At 58.9% G+C, this 11,615-nt stretch carries 9 protein-coding genes; all 9 read right to left on the minus strand.

The window, feature by feature from the left end; genetic code table 11:
• Position 1 precedes the first annotated feature (1 nt).
• The 9 genes from ACK59H_RS07785 to ihfB all read right to left on the minus strand — a co-directional run bounded on the left by ACK59H_RS07785 (position 2) and on the right by ihfB (position 11,343).
• Complete coding sequence (locus ACK59H_RS07785) at positions 2–2,527, minus strand: glycosyltransferase family 4 protein (protein WP_409264375.1); 2,526 nt, start codon at positions 2,525–2,527, stop codon at positions 2–4.
• On the minus strand, positions 2,527–3,948 hold the full coding sequence (locus tag ACK59H_RS07790) for a methyltransferase domain-containing protein (RefSeq protein ID WP_409264376.1): 1,422 nt from the start codon (positions 3,946–3,948) through the stop codon (positions 2,527–2,529). The genes ACK59H_RS07785 and ACK59H_RS07790 overlap by 1 nt, the downstream gene beginning before the upstream one ends.
• Positions 3,941–5,161 (minus strand): ABC transporter ATP-binding protein, encoded by a 1,221-nt coding sequence (locus tag ACK59H_RS07795; protein ID WP_409264377.1) that lies wholly within the window; start codon positions 5,159–5,161, stop codon positions 3,941–3,943. The genes ACK59H_RS07790 and ACK59H_RS07795 overlap by 8 nt, the downstream gene beginning before the upstream one ends.
• Positions 5,158–5,952: an ABC transporter permease gene (locus ACK59H_RS07800; protein ID WP_060480349.1), complete on the minus strand. Its 795-nt coding sequence runs from the start codon at positions 5,950–5,952 to the stop codon at positions 5,158–5,160. Before ACK59H_RS07800 ends, ACK59H_RS07795 begins: the two co-directional genes overlap by 4 nt.
• Before the next feature lie 2 nt (positions 5,953–5,954).
• Complete coding sequence (locus ACK59H_RS07805; protein WP_409264378.1) at positions 5,955–7,316, minus strand: phosphomannomutase; 1,362 nt, start codon at positions 7,314–7,316, stop codon at positions 5,955–5,957.
• Between the two features lie 129 nt (positions 7,317–7,445).
• The gene (locus tag ACK59H_RS07810; RefSeq protein WP_060480351.1) at positions 7,446–8,888 is read right to left on the minus strand and encodes a mannose-1-phosphate guanylyltransferase/mannose-6-phosphate isomerase; all 1,443 of its coding nucleotides are present in this window, start codon (positions 8,886–8,888) and stop codon (positions 7,446–7,448) included.
• A 321-nt stretch (positions 8,889–9,209) separates the two neighbouring features.
• Entirely contained in the window at positions 9,210–10,658 is a 1,449-nt protein-coding gene (locus tag ACK59H_RS07815) for an MBL fold metallo-hydrolase RNA specificity domain-containing protein (protein WP_409264379.1), read from the minus strand.
• A gap of 102 nt (positions 10,659–10,760) precedes the next feature.
• A complete protein-coding gene (locus ACK59H_RS07820) occupies positions 10,761–11,024 on the minus strand; it encodes a LapA family protein (protein ID WP_060480353.1) in 264 nt (87 codons plus the stop codon).
• Positions 11,025–11,046: 22 nt separating this feature from the next.
• Positions 11,047–11,343, minus strand: coding sequence for an integration host factor subunit beta (gene ihfB, locus ACK59H_RS07825; RefSeq protein WP_012313292.1), 297 nt, complete (start codon positions 11,341–11,343; stop codon positions 11,047–11,049).
• Between the last annotated feature and the right edge of the window lie 272 nt (positions 11,344–11,615).

The raw sequence follows: 11,615 nt of genomic DNA on the forward strand, positions 1-11,615 counted from the left end.
GTTAGAACGCGCACTTATCTATTGCAGCAACCAGCTGTTGTGCGCTGGCCTTCCATGTCAACCATGGCATGTTGGTGGACTGAGGGTGCTCGCCCTTTTCGAACAACCCCAGCCATTGTTTGATCTTCTGGGCAATTTCTTCTGTATGCGTGCCCTCGAAGTACCAAGCATAATCACCAGCGACTTCCCGGAATACCGGAAGGTCACGGGCAATGATCGGCAGCTTGTGCTGGGCGGCCTCGATCAATGGCAGGCCAAACCCCTCTCCGTACGAGCCAGCTACTAGGCAGTCGGACTTTTGATACAGGTGTTCAAGGTACTCGTCGCTTGCTCCAGAGAGCCACAAAAGGCGCTTGCCGCGCTCTGGATGGTGAGTAAGCCGCTGCGCCAGTTCATCGACCAGCCAACCATGTTTACCTACGATGACAAGATTGGCTCGTACGTCTTCGGCCCATAGCTGTTCAAACGCATCGAGCGTCTGCGCATGCCCTTTACGGGGCTCCAGGGTGCCTACCATAAGGAACGTGGGATTGGCTTCCAATGCCTCCAGGCGCATGGCAGGGTCTTCAGGGAACCCCAGCGAAGGCACAGACTGGTCAAGATCGGCACCCAGGTGGAAGGCACCGATGTGGAACGGTCGCTTACGGGGTGGCATGTGCTCCACGTGCCAGTCATTCAGCTCATCAGCTACGGCTTGAGAAATACAGATGGCGCCGTCGTATTCGGCGACTGTCTGGATCCACTTCGCGTAGTGTTCATGCAAGCTTTCGACGAAACAGTGCGGTAGTTGCAGAATCAGCAAGTCATAGACAACGAACAGGATGCTGACGCCGTGGTCGCGCATCGCGTTGAAGTAGGCCTTTTTGTGCGGGAGCACATCCATCAACAGATCAAGGCCAAGGTAGACGTCACCGGCCCGGTAGCTGATCACTTCGTCCTGCAGCGTCTCGGCTGGCAGCTGGCCCAAGAACTTGGCCGTAAATACCGATGCCTCACGGTAGAAGGGCTCTCCCGCCTTCGTATACACCGGTACGACCTTGTACGTGGGGGGCGGGTTGACCAGCCACTCCAGCAAGATGCTACGCACTACACGTTGGATGCCGCTTTTGCCATCGTGTTTGCACAGCTCTGAAATGTCGACGAACAAGCTGGGAACATCTGTTGGGGGCTGAATCGAGTAATCAACGGCCTTGGCCAAGCGCTCTACGCTAACCTCTGCGTTCTGCAATGGGGCAATTGCGCTCAGGGTTTCGATCAATTGCTGGAGATGATCGCGCTGAGGCTCGATATCCCCTTCGCCAATTTCGCGCTCGGCCAAGGCGGATTCAAAGGCCTTGATGGCAGCCTGCCCAGTACGATCCCATGAGAAGTATTCGGCCCGGTCGGCCCCGTGAACGGCCAGTGCTTTGCGGAAAGCATCGTCCAGCAAGGCTTGCTCAAGCTTGCTGGCGATTGCCGCCAGATCGTGCGGGTCGAATGTTGCGGCATCCCAGCCAATCACCTCCGGTATGCTGGAGGCGTTGGCACCGATCACGGGGGCACCACATTTCATGGCTTCCAGCGGCGGCAGACCGAAGCCTTCGTGCCAGGAGGGGAACACGTAGAGCTCGCAGATACTGTACAGGCTGCGAAGTTCTGCATCGGTGACGAAGCCGGTGAAGACCAGATCGTCCGCGTCCAATCCCTGGTCCAGGGCATGCTGACGATAAAGATCTAGATGGTACTGCGGCATTTTGCCGGCGAATACTAACTGCGTGTTACCGATGTTGGGCTTGACCGATGCAAAAGCCTCGATCAGGCGAGGCAGGTTCTTGCGCTCATCTGCACCGCCGGTATACAGAACGAAAGGTTCGCGCAAACCGAATTTCTCGAGCAACGCCGACCGCTCTTCGTGCGCCAATGTGACCGGGTAGAACACGTCATCTGCAGCAGTGGATACGTTGACGACTTTCGCCTCGTCCAATGGCAGCAGGGATAGCGCTTCCTGGCGGGCGAAGTCGGAAATCGACAGCAGCAAATTGTAATGCTGGAAGTCCGCGACTTTGGCCAGGTAATGGCTTTTGTAGGCGGGGTTGCCATCGAGATATTGCTGAGGGCTTACCAGCGGAATCAGATCATAGAGCGTCGCACTCACCAACGCCCCCCGATGCAATGTGGCGCTACCTATCACCGCGTCGTCAATGTAACCCTCCACGGAGCTGGTCACGTGGATCACATCCGGCTCGAGCGCATCGATGCACGCCTGGCGGACATACTCCGCCGTCTGACGACGCGCCATGTTGTTTGGGTGGCTGTCTGCAACGGGGCCTTCGGCGTACCACACTCGGATATGGCTTTGCGGCAATAATCCGATGAACGCCGTCCGGATAGGCTCGATGCTGTCGTGCAGCATGCCGTTGAGCACCAAATAGACTTCATGCTCGCCGCGATTGCGCACGATGCTCTGGGCCAACGCCATGCTATATCGACCAATTCCTCTGAAACGGCTCTCGGTCTGCGCGCCCTGCAGGTCAATTACGATACGCATTACTTCTGGCCCTTCGTCACGGCAGCACGCAGGGCGCTTTCGATCTTGCGCCCCCGTGGGGTCAATGGAGCATGGTCGATCAAACCGTGCTGTGGGTCGTTGGCCTCTACAGGCATTGCAGGCGCTTCTACTTTCAACAGATCACGTAGAGCGCCAGTGAGCCATGGGCTGCGTTGCACTAGGGACCTGACCCTGCGTTCAATGGCAGGGCGGCGCGCTAGCCATAACCGGGCATGGGGCGCGATACGCCGCAGGCCTTGCTTAGCGGCCGTTGTTGCATTGCGCGGGTTTTTGACCAGGTGACCTACTTGGCGCATTGGCGTTGTCGCGCGCCACACCGTACTGCTGCGAAGCTCCGTTAATTGCTGCTCCAGAACGGTGGCACGCAGGTACCAGTTGTGAGCGTTGCCGAGCGAAGTGTTGAGTTCGGTTCGTAGCTGATCGACCTGCTCATACGCCTTTTCCAGCTCGCACTGCGCGCGCACTCGCTCATTGTCCAGTTGTGTCTGCAAGCGCTCAAGTTCGCTCACCAGTTGCCCCTGCAAGCGCTCGCGCTCCTGCGCAAAACTTGCTTCGAGCAACTGGACGCGTTCAGCCTGTTCAGCTTTCAGGGCGCCGAGTAAGTCGTGTACTTCGGTAGCCATTTGGTTCTCTAAAGTATTTAATCGGCCTTCCAGAGCTTGGTCATAACGCGAGGCCAGTTCATCCAGCGCCACGCCATACTCCTGCTCGAAGGGTTCGTCGAACTCAGCCAGCACATCAGCCGCCGCCTGCTTTTGCGCCACTACGGCGTAATCTGGGCTAGTGCCCGCCAGTACGTCCATCACACCCAGCTTGCGCTCAGGCTCGTGCAAGTCTGGCGCTTCCTGAAGGCGCAGCACCTTGGAGCGGGCAAACCCCTTGAACTCGGTCAGGAAAGACAAGAGCAGGTGGGGGATCGGGCGGTCGTGTGTGGGGTCGACGAAGAAATTGTTGGTACCGACTACCACATTCTCGGCGTTGGGCGTTTCAAGAATCAGCAAGCCGCCTGGCTGCAGTACCCGCATGGCTTCGCCGACCACTTCTTCCAACACGGAAAAGGGGATGTGCTCGGCGATATGGAAGCCGCTGACGGCGACCAGACTGGCATCGGGCAACTGGCGCAGCGCATTGAGGGCATCATCGGTGCGCACTGGTAGGCCCAGTTCGCGGCAGGCTTCGAGCATGCCCTCGTCCAGGTCGACGCCGATGGCGTCGTAACCTTCTCGAACCAGCATCTCCAACCATTCGCCGCGCCCACAGCCCAAGTCCAGCACGGCTGCCTGAGGATACCTGGCTTTGAGCGGCGCCAGGAACGGCAGGTACACTTCGAGCCGGCCGGCGATCAGCGCCCGCGAGCCGCGGTGGCGGTCTTCGAACGCCCGGTAGAATCGACTATCCATTACTGCACTCCACGGTCGGAGGTATCCAGGCAAGGCCTACGAACGTACTTTGCGAAACGTTGACGACGTTGAACACCAATGCCAGGTCGCGCCACTCGTAGTTGTCCACCACGTGGGCATCGGCCGCATGCAGTGCGACGGCGACGGAATAAGAGCCCACGCCCAGGTTGGCGGGGAAGCGGAAACGGTACGACAGCTGCGTACCCTGCGCCAGGTCCTTGCGGGCACACCCCAGGTGATGGGTATTGGTACCGTAAACGTCCTGGCCCAGGCGGTCCTTGATCACGTAGCCCACCACCAGCTCAGGCAACGGGGCGTTGATAGCCACATCTATCTCAAGGCAAATGTCCTCACCCACTGTCACGTATTCGGCAGCAGCGCCTTGTGCGTTGAACAGCGAGACACCTTCGATACTGGCCTTACCACTGCCCGAGCGGGTCTGAACAGCACCGTTTTCCAGCGTTTGTACCGCGACGGTGGCGTTTTCCTTTTGGGCGATCAGGGCGTTGTAGTAATCCATCACCTCTTCGGGTGGACCGTCCTTGATGACGGTGCCGCCGTCCAGCAATATGGCCCGGTTGCACAGGGCCTGAATGGCTGCGCGGTCGTGGGATACGATCAGCAGCGTGGTGCCTGCCTGCTGGAATTCCTTGATACGGCCAAAGCTCTTGTGCTGGAAGTAGCTGTCACCCACCGACAAGGCTTCGTCGATGATGAGGATTTCTGGGCGGAAGGCGGTGGCTACGGCAAACGCCACTCGCATCTGCATGCCGCTGGAATAGGTGCGCACGGTTTGGTCGAAGTACTCGCCGATTTCGGCGAACGCCTCGATGTCGTCAATGACGCTATCGATCTGTTCGGTGGAGAAGCCCATCAACCCCGCGGCATGATAGGCATTCTGGCGCCCGCTGAGCTCGGCGTTGAAGCCCATGCCCAGCTCCAGAATGGCGGCGATGCGGCCATTGACGCGCACCGTACCTTCGCTTGGTTGCAGGGTACCGGTAATCATCTTCAACAGGGTGGACTTGCCCGCACCGTTCTGCCCTACCAAGCCGATGGCTTCCCCGGCTTGAATATTGAAGCTGATGTGCTTGAGCACCCAGTGCTCGCTGCTGGCCTTGACCGGCAGGTAGCACCAACGTGCGATGCGCTGCCATTCGGAGCGGTAGCTACGGTAGGCCTTGCCTACATTGGTAACGGACATCAATGTCATAGCGAGTCCACCATCTCGGCAGAAGCCCTGCGGAACAAGAACAGCCCCAGCCCCATCAGGCCCAAGGCTATGGCAACCGTGACGCCCAGCTCGGCGATATTCGGGGCAAGCTTGTAAACCAACGCGTTGTGATAGCCGGTAACGATGGCATACATCGGGTTGATATCCAGGGTGCCTTTGAGATAGTCGGGAACGATATTGACCGAGTACACGATCGGCGTGAACCAGAACCACACCTGCATGATAATCGGCACAACCTGGCCTATGTCGCGCAAAAACACGTTCAGAACACCGAGCACCAGGCCCAAACCGACGGCGAAGGCCACCACAACCAGGGTCAGGGGCAGCAGCCACAGCATCTGGGCGTTGGGAGCATGGCCCAACAAGGCGAAAATAATCATCGCTGCGATGAACAACAACAGGTTGTTGAGCAGGCACGAGCCCACCACGATCACCGGCAGCGCAATGCGCGGAAAGCGCATCTTTTTCATCAGGTTGCCCTGTTCGATGAACACCGTCAGGCATCGCCCGACGATCTCCGCGAACAGGTTCCAGGCCAGGATGCCGGCGATCAGGTAGAGCGCATAGGCGTATTTGTTGTCGATACCGGGCAGGCGTGCGCCGAGCACGTTGGACAGGATCAACGCGTAGATCGCCACTTGCGCCAGAGGGTGGATAATCATCCACAGGCCGCCTAGCTTGCTACGGGCGAAGCGCGAGATGAACTCGTTCTTGATGGACGTGAGGATGAAGCCCCGGTAATCCCAGACGCCCCGAAACATGCCTAACATAGTTATCCTTGAATCAAGCGCGCGATTTGCGCGACGTGCTGCGCCACCAGCGCTTCATCGCCGCGACTCTCCACGTTCAGCCGCAGCAGCGGCTCGGTGTTGGAGCCGCGCAGGCTGAAACGCCAGCCGGCGAAAGCCACGCTGATGCCGTCGGTACGGTCGACGCTGGGGTTTTGCGGCAGGTAATGGTTCAGGATCTTGTCGATCGTGCCTTTCACATCGGCCACTTCGTAGTTGATCTCGCCGCTGCATGGGAACTTGGCGATACGCTCGTCCACCAGCTGGGCCAGGGTCTTGCCGGTCACGCTCATCAGCTCGGCCACCAACAGCCACGGGATATTGCCGCTGTCGCAATAGGCGAAGTCGCGGAAGTAGTGGTGGGCGCTCATTTCGCCGCCATATACGGCGTCTTCGGCGCGCATGCGCTCCTTGATAAAGGCATGGCCGGTCTTGCTCTGGATGGCTACGCCGCCGGCTGCCTCGACCTGTTCGATGGTATTCCAGGTCAGGCGCGGGTCGTGGATGATCTTGCTGCCAGGGTGCTTGGCCAGCAGCATTTCGGCCAACAGGCCGACCACGTAGTAGCCTTCGATGAAGCGGCCTTGGTTATCGAAGAAGAAGCAGCGGTCGAAGTCGCCGTCGAAAGCGATGCCCATATCGGCATTCGTATCGAGCACGGCCTGACGGGTCAGGTCGCGGTTCTCTGGCAGCAACGGGTTGGGAATGCCATTAGGGAAATTGCCGTCCGGCTCACCATTGATGATGGTGATATCCAATGGCAGGCGAGCTTTCAGCAATTCCAGCACGGGGCCAACTGCACCGTTACCCGGGTCGGCCAGCACTTTCAGGGGCTTGAGCGCAGCGAGGTCGATGTAGGTAAGCAAGTGGTCGATGTATGCGGTTTTGTCGAACGCCTCGCGGATGGTGCCTGGCTGAGCGGCCTGGTTGCCCAGGTCGCCGGCTTCGACACGCTGGCGAATGTCGTTCAGGCCGGTATCACCGCTGATCGGGCGCGACTGCTCACGCACCAGCTTCATGCCGTTATAACCCTTGGGGTTATGGCTGGCGGTGACCATGATGCCGCCATCGGCCTGATAATGGCTGGTAGCGAAATACACTTCTTCGGTGCCGCACAGGCCGATATCGATTACATCGGCGCCGCCTTCGGTCAGGCCTTTCATCAGGGCGCGGGACAGACCTGGGCTTTCCAGGCGCATGTCACGCCCTACCACATAACTGCGCCCACCCAGTTGGGCCACCAGGGCACGGCCAATGCGGTAGGCGATATCGTCGTTCAGGTCGGTCGGCACTTGGCCGCGAATGTCATAGGCTTTGAAGCAGCGGGTCTGAATAGGAGCGTACATACATCTCTCTCGGTGCGGCGCCGCATAGGCGTGCGCCGACTGGAAGGGGATGACCGGCGAATGGTTTGCCGCATTAAGATCGGCCCGGTGCTTTGCACAAGCACGCAGGGCCGACGAGAAAGGCTTGATCTAGCCGTCGCAACGACCGTATTTGTCCTCGAAGCGGACGATATCATCCTCGCCGAGGTAGTCGCCGCTCTGCACTTCGATCAAGACCAGGTCTATGACACCTGGATTCTGCAAACGATGCTTGTGGCCCGCACGAATGAATGTCGATTCGTTGGTGTTGAGCATCAGCTCCTGATCATCGTTGACCACAACGGCCATACCGCTGACCACGATCCAGTGCTCACTGCGGTGATGGTGCATTTGCAGCGAAAGCGAGGCCTTCGGCTTGACCACGATGCGCTTGATCTTGAAGCGCTCACCGTCTTCCAGGGTGGTGTAGGTACCCCAAGGGCGGTGCACGGTCTGATGCAGCAGGTGGGCCGAGTGGCCATCGCTTTTCAGGCGTTTGACGATATGCTTGACGTCTTGCGCGTGGTCCTTGTGGGCAATCAGCAGCGCATCTGGGGTATCGACCACCAGCAGGTCCTGTACGCCAACCAGCGCCGCCAAGCGGTCCTCGGTGCTGACGTAGTTGTTGCTGGCGTTATAGGCCATTACCTCGCCTTCGAAGCGGTTGCCTTGCTCGTCCGCGCAGGTCAGCTCGCTGACTGCATTCCACGAACCAATATCGCTCCAGCCGATGTCGCAAGGCACGGTGGCAACCTTGCGTGAACGCTCCATTAGGGCGTAGTCGATGGAAATGTCCGGTACCTTGGCAAAGCTATCAGCGTCCAGCGCCAGGCAGCTGTAGCCTTTGGAGGTGGAGCAGCGCGAGGCATCGAGGGTTTGAGTGACGGCTTCGAGCACATCTGGCGCATGGGCCTCGAACTCTGCGATCACTGCACCAACCTGGAAGCAGAACATGCCGGCGTTCCAGAAATAGTTACCCGCTGCCACGTAGGACTCGGCAGTTTTCAGGTCAGGCTTTTCGACGAAGCGTTCGACTTTCAAGCCGCCGGCCAGTACACCGCCGGTGGCAGCCTCGATGTAACCGAAGCCTGTTTCAGGGTATTGAGGCTTGATGCCGAAAGTGACCAACCAGCCTTGCTCGGCCAGGTGCACAGCCTTAGCGACTGCATCGGCGAAGGCGGTTTCGTTCTGGATCAAGTGGTCCGCTGCCAGTACCAGCATGTAGGCTTGCGGGCCGTGGGTCTGGCGCAGCTGCAGCGCAGCTGCAGCCACTGCAGCTGCAGTGTTGCGACCGAAGGGCTCGAGAATGAAGCCCTGGGCGTGGCCACGGGTATTGATGCTGCGGTATTCGTCCTCGGTCTTGAACAGCAGATCGCGGTTGGTGACGGTCAGCACTTCGACCACGCCCTCGAGGCGCGCAGCGCGCTGGAAGGTCTTCTGGATCAGATTCTGCCCGTCTGGCAGGGTCATGAATGGCTTGGGGTGAGCCTCACGAGATACTGGCCACAATCGGCTGCCAACGCCGCCGGATAGAATTACCGGGATCAATTCCATAATCGAGTCCTTAACGGCCACTTGAAGTCATCAACCTCAGGGAACCTGCATGTGTCTGTGTTTGACCGCCGCCGCGATGATCGCGCCGGCGCTAAATGTACGCGCCCAGCGTATTTATTCCCTGGCCATTCCATAGGCTCAAGACGCAAGCTTCGGCCAGTAGAATACCAGAGTTTTTTCGCTGTAGCTTGCCCAGCCAGCGCAAGAACCGGGGCTTGCAGCGGGGTTGTGGGCATGTCGCCAGCAATGTGTAATTGCACCGCGACACGCCCCGGCGGGAATAAGACAACAGTGTTCGTCAATGTTCAGTCAAAGTACGCGTTAAAGTGCAATAAAAACACTCGTCGATGCATTACTTTGCACCAGTACTTGGTCCAAGGCGCGCTGTAACGCACGTTTCGCACGCGGCTCGCCATGCACCAATACAACCTGCCGAGGCGGGCTCGGCATAGCCTGAACGAATTCTACCAACCCCGCCTGATCGGCATGCCCGGAATAACCGCTCACACTCATTACTTTTGACCGTATCTCAAACAGCTCACCATCGAGCACAATCTGCACAAACCCTTCCGCCCCTTCGCTAGCCTGGATCACTGCCCCCGGCGTGCCCATGGCCTGATACCCGACGAACACCACTTCGTGCCGAGGGTCCCCCAGCATCGCTTTCAGGTAATTGACGATGCGCCCACCGGAGCACATGCCGTTACCCGCAATCACGATCGCCGGCCGCCCGGTACTCTTGAGGTGGTTGACTACAGCCTGATGCTTGACATGGGTGTCCACACACACCAACTGGTCGAAGGCCAGCGGCCCCCTGCCCTCGCCCAGCCGCTGCCGAGCTTCGTCATTCCAGAACTCGTGCAGTTCGCGGTAGGCCTTGGTAATGCGTTGCGCCAGTGGCGAGTCGAGGATGACCGGCAAGCGCGACCAGTCGATCGCCTGTAATGGGTCGTCGCCAGGCAACTGGCGCCCATCGTTGAGCAATGCCTTGCGGTGAAGGATGTCTTCGATTTCGTACAGCAGCTCCTGGGTGCGCCCTAGGCTGAATGCCGGTATCAATATGGTGCCGTTATCAGCCAGCGCCCGATCGATCACCGCCTCGAGCCGTTGCTGACGGTCGCTGCGCCCCGAGTGCAGCCGGTCGCCGTAGGTGCTTTCCAGCACGAGAATATCGGCGCGTTCTGGTGACTGAACTGGGCGTAACAAGGGATTGCCCGGGGCCCCCAAGTCACCCGAGAAAACGATACGCGAAGCAGATTGCGCCCCATCGATGCGTACATCGCATTCTACGTACGCAGAGCCAAGCAGGTGGCCGGCACGCTGAAGGCGAATGTTACAGGCAAGCCCGCCCTGCTCGACCACGCAATGCCACTGCTCATACGCGAGCGGCACGACAAGACGCTGCAACAGCGCCAGGTAACGCTCGACCTGAACGGGGTCTGAGCTTACGCCGAGCTTGTACGCATCTTCCAGCACCAGGGGCAAAAGCTTGGCCGACGGCACGCTGCAGATGATGGGCCCACGGAAGCCGGCAGCCAGCAGTGCCGGGATGCGCCCCACATGATCCATGTGCACATGGGTGATGATCAGAGCCTCAATGCCGGCGATGTCAAAGCCGATAGGCGCAAATTCAGCGCCAGGCGCCGCCTCGCCACCCTGTTCAAGGCCAAAGTCGATAAGCAGGCTAGTGGCTGGGCTTAGGTGAAGCTGATGGCACGAGCCGGTGACACTTCGAGTACCACCATGATGGGATAGGGCGGGAAATTGCATGCTGTCGCGCGCTCGCCTAGGGCAGAAATGAAGCGCCTATTACTTCATTTCAGAGCGCGGACGCCTAGGAGGAGATTTCCTACATGGTTGTAGGACTAATCATCAATTCTGGCTCAATGCTGCCTGGCGAGCGGAGGCGCGAATTTTGCGCTTGCTGCGCTGTACACCGTAGGCACCGAGCAGCGGGCCGACCGCTAGGCCAACCACCAGCGCGGCCAGAACTGGCACTGCTACTGGCATTTCTGGTGCAGCCCAGCCAAACAACACCAGCGCCACCGGTTGCTGGTTCTCCAACACGAAGAACAGCACCACAGCCGCCAACAGCAGCACGAACAACGCCGCCAGGGCGCGCTTGAGGTTACGCATCAGAATTGCTCCTTTTTATAACTCAAGGGTGCTCGTGCTCTTCTTCATTGACCCGGTCACGCAGCTCTTTACCTGGCTTGAAGTGGGGCACGAACTTGCCCTCGAGCTCCACCGACTGGCCGGTCTTGGGGTTGCGACCAACGCGCGGTGCGCGATAGTGCAGGGAAAAACTGCCAAAGCCACGGATCTCGATGCGATCGCCAGTAGCCAGGCATTGGGACATTTGTTCAAGCATGGTCTTGATGGCCAACTCCACGTCCTTGGACGAAAGCAGCCCTTGATGGGTGACAATACGTTCGATCAGCTCCGACTTCGTCATATTTTTCCCTTCGTTATCAAGCAGCTAGATCATTGCTTAATCAGGTTGTAGCACGCTCGGAGGGATTTGAACAGGGTGGTTCTTGACTTAATAAAAAAATTCAAGAATGAAAAGAAAAGAAATATGCCGAGAGATGGCTGAGAAGTGCATGGCCTAAGGGGCGGTAGTGGTGAGTGGCGCAAGGGGGATGGCGGTAGAGGTGCAGCGCCTTTGAGATCGAGCGCCGCCCGCGCGGCGCATCGCGAGCTGCGCTCGCTCCTACGTTTGTTTCG

It is taken from the genome of Pseudomonas sp. KCJK9000 (assembly GCF_046230725.1).
Classification (GTDB): domain Bacteria; phylum Pseudomonadota; class Gammaproteobacteria; order Pseudomonadales; family Pseudomonadaceae; genus Aquipseudomonas; species Aquipseudomonas promysalinigenes.

What these genes read in the sequence shown, in the direction of transcription:
- ACK59H_RS07785 (WP_409264375.1), bottom strand. Translation starts at nt 2,527, where the DNA reads ATGCGTATCGTAATTGACCTGCAGGGCGCGCAGACCGAGAGCCGTTTC.
- ACK59H_RS07790 (WP_409264376.1), bottom strand. Translation starts at nt 3,948, where the DNA reads ATGGATAGTCGATTCTACCGGGCGTTCGAAGACCGCCACCGCGGCTCG.
- ACK59H_RS07795 (WP_409264377.1), bottom strand. Translation starts at nt 5,161, where the DNA reads ATGACATTGATGTCCGTTACCAATGTAGGCAAGGCCTACCGTAGCTAC.
- ACK59H_RS07800 (WP_060480349.1), bottom strand. Translation starts at nt 5,952, where the DNA reads ATGTTAGGCATGTTTCGGGGCGTCTGGGATTACCGGGGCTTCATCCTC.
- ACK59H_RS07805 (WP_409264378.1), bottom strand. Translation starts at nt 7,316, where the DNA reads ATGTACGCTCCTATTCAGACCCGCTGCTTCAAAGCCTATGACATTCGC.
- ACK59H_RS07810 (WP_060480351.1), bottom strand. Translation starts at nt 8,888, where the DNA reads ATGGAATTGATCCCGGTAATTCTATCCGGCGGCGTTGGCAGCCGATTG.
- ACK59H_RS07815 (WP_409264379.1), bottom strand. Translation starts at nt 10,658, where the DNA reads ATGCAATTTCCCGCCCTATCCCATCATGGTGGTACTCGAAGTGTCACC.
- ACK59H_RS07820 (WP_060480353.1), bottom strand. Translation starts at nt 11,024, where the DNA reads ATGCGTAACCTCAAGCGCGCCCTGGCGGCGTTGTTCGTGCTGCTGTTG.
- ihfB (WP_012313292.1), bottom strand. Translation starts at nt 11,343, where the DNA reads ATGACGAAGTCGGAGCTGATCGAACGTATTGTCACCCATCAAGGGCTG.